The sequence below is a fragment of the Pseudarthrobacter quantipunctorum genome (genome assembly GCF_045291495.1).
GTDB lineage: Bacteria > Actinomycetota > Actinomycetes > Actinomycetales > Micrococcaceae > Arthrobacter > Arthrobacter quantipunctorum.
Genome location: NZ_CP148033.1, coordinates 2,093,910 through 2,113,220 on the forward strand (window position 1 = coordinate 2,093,910; position 19,311 = coordinate 2,113,220).

15 protein-coding genes are annotated in these 19,311 nt (G+C 65.6%); 5 read left to right on the forward strand and 10 right to left on the reverse strand.

The genetic code is table 11. The annotated features are described in order from the left end of the window. Positions 1 to 45: 45 nt before the first annotated feature. From WHH00_RS09705 to WHH00_RS09720, 4 genes are all read right to left on the reverse strand, one after another. Complete coding sequence (locus WHH00_RS09705; protein ID WP_406638358.1) at positions 46 to 426, reverse strand: GntR family transcriptional regulator; 381 nt, start codon at positions 424 to 426, stop codon at positions 46 to 48. After that, a complete protein-coding gene (locus WHH00_RS09710) occupies positions 423 to 2,234 on the reverse strand; it encodes an ABC transporter ATP-binding protein (protein WP_406638360.1) in 1,812 nt (603 codons plus the stop codon). Before WHH00_RS09710 ends, WHH00_RS09705 begins: the two co-directional genes overlap by 4 nt. Next, positions 2,231 to 3,979 (reverse strand): ABC transporter ATP-binding protein, encoded by a 1,749-nt coding sequence (locus tag WHH00_RS09715; protein ID WP_406638362.1) that lies wholly within the window; start codon positions 3,977 to 3,979, stop codon positions 2,231 to 2,233. The genes WHH00_RS09710 and WHH00_RS09715 overlap by 4 nt, the downstream gene beginning before the upstream one ends. Before the next feature lie 164 nt (positions 3,980 to 4,143). Beyond that, positions 4,144 to 4,923, reverse strand: a complete 780-nt coding sequence (locus tag WHH00_RS09720; protein WP_406638546.1) for a trans-aconitate 2-methyltransferase — start codon at positions 4,921 to 4,923, stop codon at positions 4,144 to 4,146. Positions 4,924 to 5,020: 97 nt separating this feature from the next. Between WHH00_RS09720 and WHH00_RS09725 the strand changes: the two genes are divergently transcribed. The 3 genes from WHH00_RS09725 to WHH00_RS09735 all read left to right on the forward strand — a co-directional run bounded on the left by WHH00_RS09725 (position 5,021) and on the right by WHH00_RS09735 (position 9,487). Beyond that, a complete protein-coding gene (locus WHH00_RS09725) occupies positions 5,021 to 7,564 on the forward strand; it encodes a DEAD/DEAH box helicase (RefSeq protein WP_406638364.1) in 2,544 nt (847 codons plus the stop codon). A 74-nt stretch (positions 7,565 to 7,638) separates the two neighbouring features. Next, complete coding sequence (locus tag WHH00_RS09730) at positions 7,639 to 8,139, forward strand: N-acetyltransferase family protein (RefSeq protein ID WP_406638366.1); 501 nt, start codon at positions 7,639 to 7,641, stop codon at positions 8,137 to 8,139. Then, a complete protein-coding gene (locus tag WHH00_RS09735; RefSeq protein WP_406638368.1) occupies positions 8,132 to 9,487 on the forward strand; it encodes an alpha/beta fold hydrolase in 1,356 nt (451 codons plus the stop codon). The genes WHH00_RS09730 and WHH00_RS09735 overlap by 8 nt, the downstream gene beginning before the upstream one ends. Here WHH00_RS09735 and WHH00_RS09740 read toward each other — a convergent pair. From WHH00_RS09740 to WHH00_RS09760, 5 genes are all read right to left on the reverse strand, one after another. Further along, positions 9,473 to 10,912, reverse strand: coding sequence for an MFS transporter (locus WHH00_RS09740; protein WP_406638370.1), 1,440 nt, complete (start codon positions 10,910 to 10,912; stop codon positions 9,473 to 9,475). The genes WHH00_RS09735 and WHH00_RS09740 overlap by 15 nt on opposite strands. Before the next feature lie 104 nt (positions 10,913 to 11,016). Then, on the reverse strand, positions 11,017 to 12,045 hold the full coding sequence (locus tag WHH00_RS09745; protein ID WP_350002365.1) for a TerC family protein: 1,029 nt from the start codon (positions 12,043 to 12,045) through the stop codon (positions 11,017 to 11,019). Between the two features lie 201 nt (positions 12,046 to 12,246). After that, positions 12,247 to 14,343, reverse strand: coding sequence for an excinuclease ABC subunit UvrB (uvrB, locus tag WHH00_RS09750; RefSeq protein ID WP_406638372.1), 2,097 nt, complete (start codon positions 14,341 to 14,343; stop codon positions 12,247 to 12,249). Positions 14,344 to 14,415: 72 nt separating this feature from the next. Then, entirely contained in the window at positions 14,416 to 15,639 is a 1,224-nt protein-coding gene (gene coaE, locus WHH00_RS09755; protein ID WP_406638374.1) for a dephospho-CoA kinase, read from the reverse strand. A gap of 203 nt (positions 15,640 to 15,842) precedes the next feature. Then, positions 15,843 to 16,172: a hypothetical protein gene (locus WHH00_RS09760; RefSeq protein ID WP_406638376.1), complete on the reverse strand. Its 330-nt coding sequence runs from the start codon at positions 16,170 to 16,172 to the stop codon at positions 15,843 to 15,845. Between the two features lie 165 nt (positions 16,173 to 16,337). Here WHH00_RS09760 and WHH00_RS09765 point away from each other — a divergent pair, with 165 nt between their 5' ends. Continuing rightward, positions 16,338 to 17,027 carry an IMPACT family protein gene (locus WHH00_RS09765; RefSeq protein ID WP_406638378.1) on the forward strand — a complete coding sequence of 230 codons (690 nt, stop codon included), beginning with the start codon at positions 16,338 to 16,340 and terminating at the stop codon, positions 17,025 to 17,027. Further along, a complete protein-coding gene (locus WHH00_RS09770; RefSeq protein ID WP_406638380.1) occupies positions 17,011 to 17,529 on the forward strand; it encodes a GNAT family N-acetyltransferase in 519 nt (172 codons plus the stop codon). The genes WHH00_RS09765 and WHH00_RS09770 overlap by 17 nt, the downstream gene beginning before the upstream one ends. Positions 17,530 to 17,643: 114 nt before the next feature. Here WHH00_RS09770 and rpsA read toward each other — a convergent pair whose 3' ends face one another. Next, a complete protein-coding gene (rpsA, locus tag WHH00_RS09775; RefSeq protein ID WP_188808985.1) occupies positions 17,644 to 19,122 on the reverse strand; it encodes a 30S ribosomal protein S1 in 1,479 nt (492 codons plus the stop codon). Positions 19,123 to 19,311 lie beyond the last annotated feature (189 nt).

Below are 19,311 nucleotides of genomic sequence, written 5' to 3' on the forward strand. Positions count from 1 at the left end.
CATAATGCTAATCGAAAACTTCTTCGAACTTGCACGGTTCCGCCCTCAGGGAACATCGTAGGCAGCAGCCAGCAGCTTCACTGCCTCGGCGAAGCTGGCACCCTGGGCTTTGGCCGCGGCGGCGTAGGCTGCGGCCGCGTTGGAGAGCCCGCCGAGACGTTCATCACGTGCGCATACCACCGTGCCGTTCCTCCCACGGGTGGCGACGATTCCGGCTGCCTCAAGCTCTTTGTAGGCCCGGGCCACCGTATGCGGAGCGACGTCGAGGATTTCGGCCAGCGCCCTGACGGCGGGCAGCTTTGTCCCGGGTGGCAGGGATCCGTTGTCCGCCAGGTGGATGACGTGCAGCCGAAGCTGCTCGAACAACGCCACGGTGCTGGCGGTGTTGGGCCTCCACGTCCCGGGAAAGCCGGCTGCGGGGGTCAAATGCCGGCCTCGAGTGCATCAGTCCGGCCGGAACCCGCCGAGAACTGGGCGTTGTGAAGCCGGGCGTAGTAGCTGTTGGCGGCCAGGAGGCTGTGGTGCGTGCCCTGTTCAACGATGCGTCCATGATCCATGACCAGAATTAGATCAGCGTTGCGGATAGTGGACAAACGGTGGGCTATGACAAAGCTGGTCCTGCCTTGCCGCAGGCGCTGCATGGCCTGGCGGATGAGGAGCTCGGTCCTCGAGTCAACAGAACTTGTGGCCTCGTCCAGGATCAGGACCGCCCTGCCCGCCAGTTGCGCGCGGGCTATGGTGAGGAGCTGCCGCTGGCCCTGGCTCAGGGGTTCACCGCCGTTTTCCAGGACGGTGCTGTAACCGCACGGCAGCGCCCTGACGAACCTGTCCACGTAACTGGCCTCGGCCGCCGCGATGAGGCAGCTTTCCGTGGCTCCGGGCCGGCCGTAGGCAATGTTTTCCCGGATGGTGCCCCCGAAGAGCCACGCGTCCTGGAGCACTACCCCGAACTGCTCCCGGAGCCGGTCCCGCGGCATGGCCGCAATGTCCGTCCCGCCAATGGTTATCCGGCCGGAGCCCGGCTCATAGAACCGCATCAGGAGATTCACCACGGTGGTTTTTCCCGCCCCCGTGTGCCCGACTATGGCCACTGTCTGGCCGGGCTCCACGGAGAAGGAGAGGTTGTGCACTGCCGGGGCCGAGTCCGGGTAGCCGAAGGTGACGTCGTCGAAAACGATGCGGCCGCCTGCCGGAACCGCCTTGGCCGTCTCCGGATCCGGCGGATCCTCCTCAGTATCAAGGAGGGCAAAAACACGCGCGGCGGAGGCGATGCAGGACTGGATGAGGTTCAGCATGCCACCGATCTGGCCCACCGGCTGGGTGAAGAGCCTGCTGAACTGGATGAAGGCCTGGATGCCGCCGATGGTCATGGCACCTGCAATGACCTGGAGGGCTCCCACCACGGCCACGGCGATGTAGTTGAGGTTGGAGATCAGCACCATCAGGGGCTGCACCATCCCGGCCGAGTACTGGGCCTTCGTGGCTGCGCGGGCAAGCCTGTCATTGCTCCGTCCGAAGGTCTCTGCGGCCTGGGCCTGGTGTCCGAAAGCCTTGATGACCTCGTGTCCTGAGACAAACTCCTCAACATGCGCATTCAGCTCGCCGGTTTCCGTCCACTGCCCTGCGAAGTGCGCCTGGGAACGGCGGGCCACGAGAACGGTTATCAGGGTGGACAGCGGGACGGTGGCAATCGCGATCACAGCGAGCAGGGGCGAGATCCAGAGCATCATGGCCAAGGAGCCGCACAGCATCAGGACAGACATGATCAGCTGCGTCAGGAGCTGGTTCAAGGCCTGGGAAATGTTGTCGATATCGTTCGTGGCACGGCTCAGGACGTCTCCCCGGGACCGTTCCTGGAAATAGGCGGACGGCAGCCGGTGCAGCTTGTCCTCCACTGCAGCCCGCAGGCCGTACATCAGCCCCTGTACTGACCTGGCAGTAAGCGCCCCCTGGATCCAGTTGAACAGGGAGGCGAGGACATACATCACGGCCACTCCGGCCAGCAGGAGACCCAGCCGACCCTGGTCCAAAGCTCCCTGGAGCACGCCTTCCACCACGACGTCCGTGGCATCGCCGAGGTACTTCGGCGACGCCACGTTGAGGCCTGCGAAGACGCACGTTGCAGCCACGGCACCGAGCATGAACCGCCTGAACGGCCGCAGCCGGCCAAGGAGCCGCCCGGCCGTGGGCCAGAACTTTTCAGCCGCTCCCGGGGCTACAGCCGGCGGCGTCATACCGGCCCGTCCAGTGCCAGCTGCGAGCCGGCGATCTCCCGGTAGGTGGAGGAACTTTCCAGCAGCTCAGGGTGGGTGCCCTGCGCCACCAGGTGCCCGTTGTCGAGGACCAGGATAAGGTCGGCGTTCTCTACCGCGGAGATCCGTTCTGCCACCACGATGACCGTTGCGGCAGAGAGCCTGGCTGCCAGCGCCTGGCGGAGTTTGGTATCGGTGTCGTAGTCCAGCGCTGAGAAGCTGTCGTCAAACAGGTAGAGCGGACTTTTGCGGAGCAGGGCCCGCGTGATGCACAGCCGCTGGCGCTGGCCGCCGGAGAGATTGGTTCCGCCCTGCCCGACGGGCGTGGCAAGGCCCAGCGGCAGTTCACTCATGAAACGCATGGTCTGTGCTGCCTCAAGGGCTTCCCACAGCTCCGCGTCCGTGGCATCCGGCGCGGCCATCCGGAGGTTGTCCGCAATGGTGCCCGTAAACAAGTGGGAGTGCTGGGGAACTATCGACATGGCTGCGCGGAGGGTGTCCAGCGGGAGGTCCTTGATGTCTGTGCCGTCCAGGCTGATGGTCCCTGCCGTGGAGTCCAGGAAACGGGGGATCAGGTTGAGCAGCGTGGACTTTCCACTCCCTGTTGAGCCCACGATGGCCGTGGTTGTGCCGGGCCCGGCTGTGAAGCTGATCTCCGCCAGGACGGGAGCTTCCGCGCCGGGGTGCGAAAAACCCACCCGGCTGAACTGCACAATCCCACGGGCATCCTGCAGCCGGAAGCGGCTTCCTGCCGTCGACGGCCTGCCGTTGGTTTCCTGCCGGTCACGCACCGACGGTTCAGTGGTGAGGACTGCGCCGATGCGCTCGGCGCAGACGGCCGCCCGCGGCGCTGTCATCAGGACGTACATTGCCATCATGATGGCGAGCAGGATTTGCAGGATGTAGGCAATGAAGGCGGCCAGCGCTCCGATGTTCATCAGGCCGGACTGGATCCGGTGGCCGCCAAACCATACGACGGCCACGGAGGAGATGTTCACCACAAGCATGATCAGCGGCAGCATTCCTGCCACCAGAAGGGCCGAGTGGAGATTGTTTGCTGTCAGGCGGCTGTTGGTCCGGGCAAAGCGCCGGACCTCGTGGTCCTGGCGGACGAAGGCGTGGATGACGTTGGCGCCCATGATCTGTTCGCGGAGGATGTCCCCGGCCCGGTCCAGGAGGTCCTGGCCCTCGCGGTAGAGGGGAATCAGGCGCCGCACGATGAGGTACATGATCAGCAGGAGCAGCGGCACGATGACGATCACCACCGCGGACAGTGCCACGTCCTGCTGGAGGGCAAGGACGATGCCGCCCAGGCCCATGGCCGGTCCCGCCACCAGCATGGTGAACACCAGTACGGAGAAGGCCTGGATCTGCTGGGTGTCGTTGGTGGCCCGGGTGGTAAGGCTCTGGGTGCCGAAGGCTGCCACTTCCTGCGAGGAGAGTGACTGGATTTTGGTGAAGATTTCGGCCCGGAGCTGGTGTCCGATCTTCATTGCCACGACGGCCGCCAGGTATCCTGCCGCGATGGCAGCCGCCGCCTGGACCACCGCTACTGCCGCCATGACAGTGCCCAGGCGGGTAATCACCGCATTGTTCCCGGCCACGATTCCATCGTCGATGATCGCGGCATTGACGGTGGGCAGCATCAGGGTGGCGGCCGCCTGGATCAACTGGAGAACAACGATGGCAACCACATGGGCCTTGTGGGCCCCGAGCAGCCGCCTCATTAGTCCGATCAGCAACGTACCTCCACTCAGGTCTGTCAGCCGATGGGGCAGCCGGCGGTAGCCTCTCCCCCTTCAGCCACCCCGTTATTGTAAGCCAGATCACTTTCTGCCGTTGTCACGCCACGTGACGCCATTGTCGAAGCAAGCCGGCGGAAACATCATGGTCAGGGATTCTTGCAGCCAACCGCGAAGATCCTGCGGAAGGGATAGACCGTGCCGTGCGCGGTCTGCGGGTACGCCTCCCGGAGCGCCGCCGCGTACTCCGCCTCGAACTCAGCGGCATCGTCAGCGGAGAGGGCAGCCAGGACGGGACGCAGCGCCGTACCGCGGACCCATTCCAGGACAGCGTCCCTGCCCGGCAGGACCTGCTGGTACGTGGTCTCCCAGGCATCGGCTGAATACCCGGCGTCGAGCAGGATGTGGAGGTAGTCCGCGGGCTCGCCCACCGATTCCCCGCCCCGGAGGACCCCTTCCAGCTTTGGCGCCCACCTCGCGGAGCCCGCCAGCCGGCGCATCAGTGCGTGGGACGGGGCGTTGAAGTTCCCCGGGACCTGCAGGGCGAACCAGGCGCCCGGCCGGAGCGCGTCCAGCCAGGCGCCCATCATCTCCTGGTGGCCCGGCACCCATTGCAGGGCGGCGTTGCTGACCACCACATCCGTTTCCGCAGAGGGCTTCCAGCAGGCGATGTTCGCCTGCTCGAAGCGCAGGCCCTGGCCATCACCGGCGAGTTTCGCCGCTTTGGCCAGCATCTCGGCAGAGGAGTCAATACCCACCACGTCCGCGGCAGGCCAGCGCTCCGCCAGCGTCGCCGTCAGGTTCCCCGGTCCGCAGCCGAGGTCCACCACCTGGACCGGATGGCCCGCGTGGACCCTCCCTGTAAGGTCGAAAAAGGGCCGATCCCGGTAATCGCCGAACTGCACGTATTTCGCCGGATCCCATTCCATGTCCATCTCCACGCCTTGATACCGTCACGTTTACCGCCGAAGCCTAACCCGGGCGCGGCGGAATCTCGGGCCCGGCCGGGCACTAAGCTGGAAATCAATGAAACTCCTTGATCAGCTGACCGAACTTTCCGCCCCCAGCCTGCCTGCCGGCGTCGACCCCGATGACCTCTACACCCGGTTTGTGGAGTGGACAGAAAGCCGGGGGCTGGCCCTGTACCCTGCGCAGGACGAGGCGATCATGGAGCTGGCAACCGGGGCCAACGTCATCCTGGCCACACCCACCGGGTCCGGGAAATCCCTGGTGGCCATCGCAGCGCATTTCCAGGCCATGGCACAAGGCCGCAGGAGTTACTACACAGCCCCCATCAAGGCGCTGGTGTCCGAGAAGTTTTTTGCCCTCTGCGACATCTTCGGTGCAGAGAACGTGGGAATGATCACCGGGGATTCCGGCGTCAACCAGGATGCGCCCATCATCTGCTGTACCGCCGAAATCCTGGCCAACACCGCCCTCCGCGAAGGGGCGGCCGCGGAACTGGGCACCGTCATTATGGACGAGTTCCATTTCTACTCCGACCCGCAGCGCGGCTGGGCCTGGCAGGTGCCGCTGCTGGAGCTCCCGCAGGCACAGTTCCTCCTCATGTCCGCCACGCTGGGCGACGTCAGCCGGTTCGAGGAAGGCCTGACGCACCTGACGGGGCGGCCCACCACCACCGTGAGCTCGGCAGAGCGGCCCATTCCGCTGCATTACTACTACCACGAGACGCCGGTCCACGAGACCCTGGAGGAACTGCTCTCCACCAAACAGGTGCCGGTCTACGTGGTCCACTTCAGCCAGATCGAAGCGATTGACCGCGCGCAGACCCTGATGAGCATCAACGTCTGCACCCGCGAAGAGAAGGACAAGATCGCGGAACTCATCGCAAACTTCCGGTTCGCGGCCGGCTTCGGCAAGACGCTGAACCGGCTGGTCCGCCACGGCATCGGCGTGCACCACGCGGGAATGCTGCCGAAGTACCGCCGGCTGGTGGAGCAGCTCGCCCAGGCGGGGCTGCTCAAAGTCATCTGCGGCACTGACACGCTGGGGGTGGGCATCAACGTGCCCATCCGCACCGTCCTGCTGACTGCCCTGAGCAAGTACGACGGCGTCCGCACCCGGCTGCTGAACTCCCGTGAGTTCCACCAGATTGCGGGCAGGGCCGGCCGGGCCGGGTACGACACCGCCGGAACAGTAGTGGTGCAGGCCCCCGAGCACGTGACCGAGAACGTGAAGGCTATGGCCAAGGCCGTCGCCAAGTTCGGTGACGACCAGAAGAAGCTGCGCCAGGTGGTCAAGAAGAAGCCGCCGGAGGGCTTTGTGAGCTGGGGCGAACCAACGTTCAAGCGGCTCGTCGAATCCGTGCCGGACCCGTTGACGTCCAGTTTTACCGTGACACATGCAATGCTGATGAACCTGATGGAACGGCCCGGCGACCCGTTTGCCGCTGCCCGACGCCTGCTGACCGAAAACCACGAGCCCCGGTCCTCCCAGCTGCAGCTCATGAAGAAGGCGCTGGGCATTTACCGGGAGTTGCTCGCGGCGGAAGTCGTGGAGCGGATCCCCGCCCACGAGCAGGGGCCAGATGGCCGCACAGTCCGGCTGACTGTCCATCTCCAGCCGAACTTCGCACTGAACCAGCCGCTGTCCCCCTTCGCGCTCGCCGCACTGGAACTGCTGGACCCGGAGTCGGCGTCGTACGCCCTGGGCGTGGTATCCGTGATCGAGGCGACCCTGGAGAAACCGCGCCAGATTCTCTCCGCGCAGCAGAAGAAGGCCCGCGGCGAAGCGGTGGCAGCCATGAAGGCGGACGGCATCGACTACGACCAGCGGATGGCCATGCTGGACGCCGTCACCTACCCCCAGCCCCTGGCGGAGATCCTCGGCGAAGCGTTCGAGGTGTACCGGAAGGCCGCGCCCTGGGTGGGCGACTTTGAGCTGGCGCCCAAGTCGGTGGTCCGGGACATGTACGAGCGTGCCATGAACTTTGGGGAGTTCGTCCAGTTCTACGGGCTGGCCCGTTCGGAGGGCATCGTGCTGCGCTACCTCGCGGATGCCTTCAAAGCCCTCCGCCAGACCGTACCGCAGGACATGCTCCGCGAGGACTTGGAGGACCTCGTCGCGTGGCTGGGCGAACTGGTCCGCCAGGTGGATTCCAGCCTCCTGGACGAATGGGAGGAACTTGCCTCCGGCCTGGCGCCCACCCCGCATGACGCTCCCCCGCCTCCCCCGCCGTCCCTCACATCCAACATCCGGGCCTTCCGTGTGATGGTCCGCAACGAGATGTTCCGCCGCGTGGAACTCTTCGCTGACGAGGACGCGGCAGCGCTGGGCGACCTTGACGGCGCGGCGGGCTGGAACGCCGAGCGCTGGGAAGACGCCCTGGACGACTACTTCGACGAACACGATGACATCGGCACCGGGCCGGACGCCCGCGGACCGGCACTGCTCATCATCACCGAGGAACGGGACCGGTGGAAGGTACGGCAGATCTTCGACGATCCGGCCGGCAACCACGACTGGGGAATTTCTGCCGAGGTTGACCTGGCCTCCTCCGACGAGACCGGGACCGCCGTGATCAGGGTGACAGAGGTCAACCGGCTCTGAACGGTCAAAAGGCTGAACGGTCAAACGGCTGGGCGGTCAAACGGCTGGGCGCTGACCGGCGGTAAGCTCGAACAATGAGTGTAATCCGCCCCGCAAACCGGCAAGACGTTCCCGCAATCCTTCGGATGATCCACGAACTGGCGCACTACGAGAAGGAGCCGGACGCGGTCCGGAACACTCCGGAAATGCTCCAGGAGGTGCTGTTCGGTGAGAACCCGCGCGTGTTCGCAGCCATGGCGGAAAACGGGGCAGGGGAAGTCCAGGGTTTCGCCTTGTGGTTCCTGAACTATTCCACCTGGGAAGGCGTTCACGGCATTTATTTGGAGGACCTTTACGTCAGTCCGGAGGCCCGGGGGGAAGGACACGGTAAGGCCCTGCTCCAGCACCTGGCCGCCACCGCAGTGGACAACGGGTACGCGAGGGTGGAATGGAGCGTCCTTGACTGGAACGAGCCGTCCATCAATTTCTACCGCAGCCTTGGCGCCAGGCCCATGGACGGCTGGTCCACGTTCCGGCTGACCGGCCAGGCGCTTGAACAGTTCGGCAGCGCCGTCCCGGCCCGCGCCAATGGCTGACGCAAGGATGCCGGCTCCGGCCCGCCCGGCGGCGCGGGTACAGCACGAGGTCAGGGCCCGGCATGCGTTCCGTGGCATGCGTACCGCAGAGCATTTCTTCACGGTGCCGCTGGACCATTCCAGCAACTCCCCCGACGCCGAAACCATCACCGTTTTTGCCCGCGAGTATGTCTCGGCAGCGCATTCGGAGGAACAGGCCGCGGAGCTTCCGTGGCTGCTGTACCTCCAGGGCGGCCCGGGCGGGCGGGGCAACAGGTTCGGATCCCTGGGAGGCTGGAGCAAGGCGGCCGCCAAGGACTTTCGGATCCTGATGCTGGACCAGCGGGGCACCGGACTCTCCTCGCCCATTGACCGGAACACGCTTCCGCGTCGCGGCCCGGCCGCGGACCAGGCCGCGTACCTGGAACACTTCCGCGCCGATTCCATCGTGGCCGATGCCGAGCTGGTCCGGGAAGCCCTGGGGGCAGCCCCGTGGACGGTCTACGGGCAGAGCTACGGTGGCTTCTGTGCCCTGACCTACCTGTCCTTTGCCCCGGAGGGCCTCCGGGAAGTGCTGGTCACCGGCGGCCTTGGGCCCCTGGCCGGTCCGGCCGACGAGGTCTACAGCGCAACGTTCCAGCGCGTGGCCGCCCGGAACGCCGAGTACTTCGACTGGTACCCGGAGGACCGACCCACTGTTGAGCGGATTGCCCGCCACCTGCGGCACACCCCGGAATTCCTGCCCGACGGCGGCCCGCTCACCGTGGAGCGCTTCCAGATGGTGGGTGCTTTCCTGGGCGGCAACACCAGGGTGGACAGCCTACACCACCTGCTGGAGGACGCCTTCACGGAAACCGCCGGAGGCCCACGGCTTTCCGACGCCTTCCTGGACCAGGTGCAGGGCATCGTCTCGCGCCGCTCCAATCCGCTCTACGCACTCATGCACGAGTCAATCTACGGCCAGGGGCAGGCCACCAACTGGGCGGCCTGGCGCGTCCTTGACGAGTATCCCGAGTTCAGGCCGGACGCGGAGCCGCTGCTGCTGACCGGCGAGATGGTCTATCCATGGTATTTCGAGCAGGACCCGGCACTACGGCCCCTCCGGGAAGTGGCGGACCTGCTTGCCGCCAAAGAGGACTGGAAACCGCTCTACGACCGCGAGCAGTTGGCAGCCAACACCGTTCCGGTGGCCGCCGCCGTCTACTCGGACGACATCTATGTGGACCGGAAGCTGTCCCTGGAAACGGCATCCGCCGTGCGCGGGCTGCAGGTGTGGGAGTCCGCGGACTTCCACCATGACGGAATTGCCGACGACGGGGAAGGGATCTTCGCCCGGCTCCTCGGCATGGCACGGTCAGGCGGCCGCTGACTGCCGCCGTGCCCCCACGATGGTCAGGAAAGCCGCAGCCAGGACAGTTGCGCCCACCGCACCTCCAAGGAGGTTAAGTCCCAGGTATCCGATCCAGCTGAGGACCAGGCCGGACACTGCCCCGCCCACGGCGCCGGCAGCGCCCATAAGCATGTCCGACACGCCTTGGACCGCAACCCGGGAGTCCTGACCGACGCTTTCGGCCAGCAGCGTGGAGCCGGACACGGTTGCCGCGGACCAGCCCAGGCCAAGCAGGACCAGGCCCACCGCCACGGCTGCAGTGGATGCCTGGCCGAACCCGGCGACAGCCACGGCGGTTATGAGCAGGCAGAACCCGATCATGATCGTCTGCGCCCTGCCCGCCTTGTCCGTCAGCCATCCCATCACCGGCGACAGGGCGAACATGCCGGCGATATGCAGCGAGATGGTGAATCCGATGATCACCAGTACGTCGCCGGACGCGGTGTGGTCTGCATGGCTGGCGCCCGGCCCCTCCACCAGCTCCTGCAGGTGCAGGGGCGTCATGGACATCACGCCCACCATGACAGCATGGGCCCCGACGACGGCCGCCACAGCAAGGAGCGCAGTCCGGGAGGCGCGGATGGCGCGCAGGCCGCGGGCCAGCGTGCCGCCGTCGTGCAGGGCCTGCCCGGCAGGGCGGGTACCTGCACGGCTGTCCACCCCCGGCGCCGCCAGGGGCTCCACGGCCTGCTTGTCCTGCACGGCCTGCTTGTCCTGCACGGCCTGGGTGTCCTGGGCAGCCCGCGAGTCCTCGCCCGCCTGCCGGGCGGCGAGTTCCCTGGCCAGCAGCAATGGATCCGGCCGGAGCCCAACAAAGAGCAGGACGGCGGCCAGGAGCAGCCCGGCACCGGAAATCACGAAGGGCCCCGCAACGGGCGGAAGGCCCAGCGCCTGGCCCACCACAGTGCCTGGCTGGATCAGGTTGGGTCCGGCGACGGCGCCGATGGTTACTGCCCATACGACCGTAGACAGTGCCAGGCCACGGTGTTCAGGTTCGGCAAGGTCCACTGCGGCGAAGCGCGCCTGCAGGCTGGCCGCGCTGCCCACTCCGATGCCTGCCGCGCCCAGTACCAGCAGGAGGAAGAGGCCGGACACCACCGCGAGCACCATCAACACCGCCCCCGCCAACGCCGCTGACAGCCCGGCAACCTGGCCGATCCGGCGTCCCCGGCGGTCTGCCAGGGCGGCAAGAGGCAGCGCTGCCAGCGCCGCGCCAAGCGTCATCACCGTGGCCACGGCACCCGCCCAAGCGCTGGAGCCTGACAGTTCGACGGCGAGGATCGACCCGATGGACACGGTGGCGCCGGTACCAATACCGCCAAAGACCTGGGCCGTGCCCAGCAGCGCCACGGTGCGCCGCTGCACGTGGCGCACCCCTTGTTCCGTCATCAGGATTGGACCCATGCACCGAGCATAGTCGCCACGGGACCGCGCAGCAGGACTGGTTTAAAGCAGGCAATCCCGGCCGCACTGCGGCCGGGATTGCTTGATGGAAACGGAAGGAGAGGCTACTCGGCGTCGCTGTGGCTCTTCCGGATGTCCTCTTCGAGGCGGGGGTCAAGGTGCGATTCCTTGGCCTTGGAACTGATAAGGCTGGCGATCACGGCGATCACAATGGTGCCAACGATGACAGCCAGGGACACGAACGTGGGGATTTCGGGAGCCCATTCGATGTGCTGCCCGCCGTTGATGAACGGCAGTTCGTTCACGTGCATGGCGTGCAGGACGAGCTTGACGCCGATGAAGGCCAGGATGAAGGACAGCGCGTGCTTCAGGTAGATCAGGCGGTTCATCAGGCCACCCAGCAGGAAGTACAGCTGGCGCAGGCCCATCAGCGCAAACAGATTGGCCGTGAACACGATGAACGGGCTCTGGGTGAGGCCGAAGATTGCGGGGATGGAGTCGACGGCGAACAGCAGGTCCGTGAGGCCGATGGTGATGAACACGATCAGCATCGGGGTGAAGACCTTCTTGCCGTCCACGGTGGTGCGCAGCTTGCCGCCGTCGAACTTCTCCGACATGGGGATGACCTTGCGGATCTTGGCGATGAGCGGGTTTTCCCGGTCTTCTTCGTCTTCGCCCTCATCCTGGGCCTGCTTCCAGGCCGTCCACAGCAGGAACGCACCGAAGATGTAGAACACCCAGCTGAACTGCTCGATCACGATGGCGCCGAGCAGGATGAAGATGCCGCGCAGGATCAGGGCGATGATGATGCCCACCATCAGAACTTCCTGCTGGTACTTCCGGGGTACGGAGAAGCGGGCCATGATGATGATGAAGACAAACAGGTTGTCGATGCTGAGGCTGTATTCCGTCACCCAGCCGGCGACGAACTGGCCGCCGTATTCAGGGCCGGTGAAGGCAAACATGGCCCCGGCGAACACCAGGGCGAGGCTGACGTAAAACGCTACCCAGAGTCCGGCTTCCTTCATGGAGGGTTCATGGGGGCGCCGGACCACCAAGAGAAGGTCGATCAGGAGGATAAGGCCGAGGACGACAAGTGAGCCGACTTCGAACCACACGGGCAATTCGAGCACAGGGTAGCCTTTCGCAGGGTACAGAGATGCGGTGTAAGTCTCTCCGGCCTGCCGGTGCACTTGGTGCTGGAATGGCGGCCCGCTACGCCCGGCCGGGCAACTATGCCCTGCGTGTTGACGATCGTAGCGCTCGGGATACTCCCCTACGTGACCTTAACTGTACCGCAGTCCTCCATGCTGCCCGTCCCCGTTACCTTTGTGTCAGGCGTGCCCCGCCGCCTGCATCTGGCGCAGCTCCTTCTTCAGCTCGCTGACTTCGTCCCTGATCCTGGCCGCAACTTCGAACTGCAGTTCGGCGGCAGCACCGTGCATCTGCTCCGTCAACTGTTCGATCAGCCCCACGAGGTCCTCGGCCGGGGCTGCTGCGAGGCCGTCGGAACGCACCTGCGCGGCACCCTTGGCTGCGGACTTCCGCTTGCCGCCCTTGGCGAGCCTGTTGTTCTTGAGCAGCTCCTGGGTATCAGCGTCTTCCTTGGCCAGCTGGTCCGTGATGTCCGCGATTTTCTTCCGCAGCGGCTGCGGGTCCACACCGTGCTCGGTGTTGTAGGCCACCTGGATGGCGCGGCGCCGGTTGGTCTCGTCGATGGCATGTGCCATGGAGTCCGTGATGCGGTCAGCGTACATGTGCACCTGCCCGGAGACGTTACGGGCTGCACGGCCGATGGTCTGGATCAGCGAGGTTGAGGAGCGGAGGAAGCCTTCCTTGTCAGCGTCCAGGATGCTGACCAGCGACACCTCCGGCAGGTCCAGGCCCTCTCGAAGCAGGTTGATGCCCACCAGGACATCGAACTTGCCCATCCGGAGTTCGCGCAGCAGCTCAACGCGGCGCAGGGTGTCCACGTCGGAGTGCAGGTACTCCACCTTGATGCCGTGGCCCAGGAGGTAGTCGGTGAGGTCCTCCGCCATCCGTTTGGTCAGGGTGGTAACAAGGATGCGCTCATCCTTGGCGGTTCGGGTCTTAATCTCCCCCAGCAGGTCATCGATCTGGCCCTTGGTGGGCTTGACCACCACCTCGGGATCGATGAGTCCGGTAGGCCGGATGATCTGCTGCACGAAACCGTCCGCCTTGCCGAGCTCGTACTTGCCGGGCGTGGCGGACAGGTACACGGTCTGGCCAATGCGCTGGAGGAACTCGTCCCACTTCAACGGCCTGTTGTCCATGGCCGAGGGCAGGCGGAAGCCGAAGTCCACCAGGTTCCGCTTGCGGGACATGTCGCCCTCGTACATCGCACCGATCTGCGGGATGGTCACGTGGGATTCGTCCACCACCAGCAGGAAGTCGTCCGGGAAGTAGTCAAGGAGGCAGTGCGGGGCTGTTCCGGGGGCGCGGCCGTCAATGTGCGAGGAATAGTTCTCGATGCCGTTGCAGAAACCCATCTGCTGCATCATTTCCAGGTCATAGTTGGTCCGCATGCGGAGGCGCTGCGCTTCCACGAGTTTGTTCTGGCCTTCCAGCACCTTGAGCCTGTCGGCGAGCTCGTCCTCAATGCGCTTGATGGCCCTGGCCATGCGCTCTGGCCCGGCCACGTAGTGGGAAGCCGGGAAGACGTACATTTCCTCTTCGTCCCGGATCACCTCGCCGGTGAGCGGGTGGAGCGTCTGGATGTTCTCGATCTCGTCGCCGAAGAACTCGATCCGGATGGCCAGTTCCTCGTACATCGGGATGATCTCCACGGTGTCCCCGCGGACCCGGAACGTGCCACGGTGGAAGTCCATGTCGTTACGGGCGTACTGCATGGCGACGAACTTCCGGAGGAGGTGGTCCCGGTTCATCTCCGCGCCCTTGCGGAGCGTGACCATACCGGCGATGTACTCTTCCGGCGTGCCGAGGCCGTAGATGCAGGACACCGTCGCCACCACAATGACGTCCCGGCGGGTCAGCAGGGCGTTGGTGGCGGAGTGGCGGAGCCTTTCGACTTCCTCATTGATGGACGAGTCCTTCTCGATGAAGGTGTCCGTCTGCGCCACGTACGCTTCCGGCTGGTAGTAGTCGTAATAGGAGACGAAGTACTCCACCGCATTGTTGGGCAGCAGTTCGCGGAATTCGTTGGCCAGCTGGGCGGCGAGGGTCTTGTTTTGGACCATCACCAGGGTGGGCCGCTGGACCTGTTCGATCAGCCAGGCCGTGGTGGCGCTCTTACCGGTTCCGGTGGCGCCGAGCAGCACAACGTCCTTTTCGCCGTTCCTGATGCGCTCGGTCAGTTCGGCGATGGCCGCGGGCTGGTCGCCCGCCGGCTTGAACTCGCTGATGACCTCAAAGGGTGCTACAACACGGTTGATATCCTGCGCAAGGCTCATGGATCTAATCTACAACCGGGCACCGACAGTCAAGGGCCCAATCCGTTACGGGCGAACACGGCCGCGAACGCGTCAGGAAGCGTACGACGGCGGGTGCCAGCCCGAGCGTTCAACCCACCGTTCCAGGGGTTCTTCCGCGGCCGTGAACCAGTCCTCCTTGGCCGCTGCGTAGCCGTCCGTGGAGCCATCGCCGGCATGGGCGGCAGCAAGCCGGTGCTTGAGGGCCAGGTACTCAGCAGCCGCCTCCGGATCGGCCCTCAGCCAGTCCCGGAAGCAGAGGGCGAACCGCCACCCGGCCGAGCCGGCTGCCCTGACGTGCAGGTTTACCGCCCGCCCTGGATCGGCGTTCGCGTGGAACCGCTTTTGCCAGTCCTCAGGCCGCGGGTGGGCGGGCTTCGGAGTATCAGCCGTGTTTCCCGGGACCGCCGGGAAACCTGCAGCGGCCAGGGCCGGGGCAAGCGCGTCGGCTGCCTCCAGGTCCGGTACGGCCAGCTGGAGGTCGATGACGTCCTTGGCGTCCAGCCCGGGAACGGAGGTGGAGCCGATGTGGTCCAGCCCAAGCACTGCATCCTGATGCCCGGCGGCCAGGGCTTTGGTTATGCGGTCCATCAGCCGCCGCGCATCGCGGGGCCATGCCGGCTGGGAGGGCAGCAGTTCCGGACCCCCGGGGCGCCCTGCCCGTACTCCCGCCGAGAGGTTCCGGGCGAAAGGTTCCAGGCGCTCCTCCCACAACCGGTCCACGCGGCCCACCAGGTCCGTAATGCTGCCCGAGTTGTCGAGGACGACGTCCGCCGCTGCCAGCCGTTCCTCCCGCGTTGCCTGCGCGGCCATGCGGGAGCGTGCAGAGTCCTCCGTCATGCCGCGGTGCTCCAGCATCCTCTGCAGCCTGGTCCCGTCCGGGGCGTCCACCACCACCACCAGATGGAAGTCGCTGCCCTGGCCGGTTTCCACCAGCAGCGGGATGTCCTGCACCACCACGGAGTCTTCGGCCGCGGCAGCCGCAATGCCCGCGGCGCGTGCACGGACCAGGGGGTGGACGATGCCGTTCAGGACAGCGAGCCGCTCAGGGCTTCCAAACACCAGCGCGCCAAGTTTGGGGCGGTCAAGCCGCCCGGCAGCGTCCAGGACGTCCCTGCCGAACTCGGCGACGATGCGGTCCAGGCCCTCGGTACCCGGTTCCACCACATCGCGGGCCAGGGCGTCCGCGTCCACCAGCACCGCACCGCGTTCGCGCAGCCGCGAAGCAACAACTGACTTCCCTGAGGCGATTCCACCCGTCAACCCGATCTTCAGCACTCCACCACACTAATCCCCGCCCGCCCTCCCCCTGGCCGGGGGCAGGGTGCGTCTGCTGAACCTTCGCCGGGATCCTGGCCGCGCCAATTGCCGCTCCGCCGCGAAGTTGGTCCGGCTCCTGAATGAACGTCGGCGCAAAAACGCCCTGCCCGGGGAGACCGCCAGCACTAAAGGCCTGCCGTCGCCCTCGACCAGGGCGTCGTTTAGTTGTTCTGGTACATATGGCCCATGGCGTATTGGTTGGCTGTGATTCGTGAACTGGCGCCAGCAAAGTCACCACGCTGCTGCAGGCTTCGGATTTCCTCTTCACTGTAAGGTGCGGCTGTAGTGGCTACCTGCAGTCCGGTGTCATCCATCGTCGTAGCGGCATGCGCCGGCATTGCAAGCACTGCTCCTGAAAGACAGGCTGCGGCTACAGTTGCGATGGAAATGGCAAACTTCCCTCTTTTCGCCCCCGCAGACGTCCCGTTCTCCATGCCCGCCGGTCCGGCTTTGTGGGCCGAAACGCGGTGATTTGTCTTGAGCGTGAACACTGTACTGCTCCTTTCGTGCGGTGCCACTCACTACGAATGGCATGGTTTTCCTGAGCCAATGTGGTTCAGGCCTGCGCCGGGCCCAACTCCTGGTGTTCCAAGAATCCCGCTGGCCCCTTAACCGGGCCTTAATCCTTTGGGCGGCCTGGGCCTAGACTTGGGCGGGTGCAAGGGGAAGAGAGCAGGGCCACCAGTTACACCACGCTGGCGCCGGGCTCCGATTTCCGCCACGAGCTGGAGATCAAGCGTTCCCGGTTCATTACGGTGCTGCGCCGGGCAGACAGCGAGAACGCGGCGCGGGACCTGGTGGCCGGCCTCCGCCGCGAGTTCCACGACGCCCGCCATCATTGCTCGGCATTCATCATCGGGCCCGACCGGGGCATCCAGCGTTCCAATGACGACGGCGAACCGTCCGGGACAGCGGGCGTTCCCATGCTGGAAGCCTTGGCCAAGCGGGAGACGACGCCCGGGGCGGCCGACCTCAGTGACGTCAGCGCCGTCGTCGTCCGATACTTTGGCGGTGTCCTGCTCGGGGCGGGCGGACTGGTGCGTGCGTACTCCGAATCCGTGTCTTCGGCGCTTTCCCTGGCGCCGCTGGTGCGCCGCAGCCGCCTCCGGATCTGCTCGGTGGAGGTGCCGCACGCCGCGGCGGGGAAGCTCGAGAACGACCTGCGGGCCGCAGGGCTGGTCATGGCCGGCACCAGCTATGAAGCGCGGCACGCCGTCCTGCAGGTGGCGGTCCCGGATGACGCCGGTGCAATTGCGGACGCCGCGGAGCGGGTGCAGTTGCTGACGGCCGGTGGTGCCACGCTGGTGGCCGCGGGAACGGAGTGGGTGGATGTCCCGCTCCCCTGAGGTGTCCCTGGTGGACGTGGATGAGGCCGTCCTGGACAACCTCCTCGCCCTGGCAAAGCGCGATGCTTCCCCCGATGAAGTGGCTCCGCCGCTGGGCGGCCCGGGGTGGAACCTGGAACGGACCGCCTGGTTCCTGGGCTACCACCGGGCTGCGGCGCATGGCCTCGGCGGGGAGGCCGGGGAGAAGACGTGGGGAATCCTTGCCGATGGCCGCCTCGCCGGATCCATCCGGCTGCGCCGCAGCACATCCGGCACCGCGGAATCCGGACCTGGCGGCGCGGTGGCTGATACCGGGATCTGGCTTGGCCGCAGCTTCCGGTCCCGGGGCGTGGGCGGCGCCGCTTTGCGCCTGGTGCTGGAGGAGGCCCGGAGGGCGGGGCTTTCCCGGGTCACAGCCCGCACCCTGGCGGGCAACCTCGGCGCCCAGCACCTCCTGGCCTCCGCCGGGGCCGTCCTGACGCACGACGACGACGGGACGGTCCGCGCCGTCGTCGAACTTTAAGGCGCGCCCAGCAACGCGCGGCTGACGGTTGATGCAGTTGCGTTAACGCAACAGACCCCCTGCCTGTGGGCAGGGGGTCTGTTGCGTTTGCCCGGAAAACCGGGCCGGCGGCAATTAGTTGCCGGTCAGCTTCTCGCGCAGGGCAGCGAGGGCCTCGTCGGATGCAAGCGTGCCTGCACCGGTGTTGGACTCAGCAGCCGGCTCCGAGGAGTAGCTGGTGGTGCCGGAATCGCTGTCACCGGACGTTGCAGCTGCAGCGTCGTCGGCAGCGTGCTGGGCAACCTGCTTCTTGTGGGCTTCCCAGCGGGTCTGGGCGTCAGCGTACTGCTGCTCCCAGGCGGCGCGCTGGTTCTCGTAGCCTTCAAGCCACTCGTTGGACTCGGGATCGAAGCCCTCGGGGTACTTGTAGTTGCCCTCTTCGTCGTACTCTGCGGCCATGCCGTACAGAGCCGGATCGAATTCGGTGCTGTCGGCGTCGACGCCTTCGTTGGCCTGCTTGAGGGACAGCGAGATGCGGCGGCGTTCGAGGTCGATGTCGATGACCTTGACGAACAGCTCGTCGCCAACGGAGACAACCTGCTCGGCCAGCTCCACGTGGCGGACGGCCAGCTCGGAAATGTGCACCAGGCCTTCGATGCCGTCTTCGACGCGAACGAACGCACCGAACGGAACGAGCTTGGTGACCTTACCCGGAACAACCTGGCCGAGGGCGTGGGTGCGGGCGAAGGTCTGCCACGGATCTTCCTGCGTAGCCTTGAGCGACAGAGAAACACGCTCGCGGTCCAGGTCCACCTCGAGAACCTCGACGGTGACTTCCTGGCCAACCTCGACAACCTCGGACGGGTGGTCGATGTGCTTCCAGGACAGCTCGGAAACGTGAACCAGGCCGTCTACGCCGCCCAGGTCCACGAAGGCACCGAAGTTGACGATGGAGGAAACGACGCCGGGACGGACCTGGCCCTTTTCCAGCTTGTTGAGGAACGTGGAGCGGACCTCGGACTGGGTCTGCTCGAGCCATGCACGGCGGGACAGAACAACGTTGTTGCGGTTCTTGTCCAGCTCGATGATCTTGGCTTCGATCTGCTGGCCGATGTACGGAGCCAGGTCGCGCACACGGCGCATCTCGACGAGGGATGCGGGCAGGAAGCCGCGCAGGCCGATGTCGAGGATAAGACCACCCTTGACGACCTCGATGACGGTACCGGTGACAACACCGTCTTCTTCCTTGACCTTCTCGATGTCGCCCCAGGCACGCTCGTACTGAGCGCGCTTCTTGGAGAGGATCAGGCGGCCTTCTTTGTCTTCCTTGGTGAGCACCAGGGCTTCGACCTGATCGCCAACGGAGACGACGTCTCCGGGATCAACATCGTGCTTGATGGACAGCTCACGGGAGGGGATGACACCTTCGGTCTTGTAACCGATGTCGAGCAGGACTTCATCGCGGTCGACCTTGACGACGGTACCTTCGACGAGGTCTCCGTCGTTGAAGTACTTGATGGTGGCGTCGACAGCTGCGAGGAAGTCCTCAGCGGTACCGATGTCGTTAATGGCGACTACGGGGGTACCGGGCTTCTCGGTGGAGGTGATGGTCATGTAGTAGGGGCTCCGTTGTGGATAGTTAGTTGATCAGGCGACCACCACTTCCGGGTACTGACCTGGAGGCGGAGCGCGGCGGATTTGCCGGGTCATCCTGATTGCGCGGTGTTGACATGCAACCAAAGCTGGGCACACGTAACACACGCCTGTTCATTCTAGTCGTTGCCCGTTACGGGGGTCAAAGCG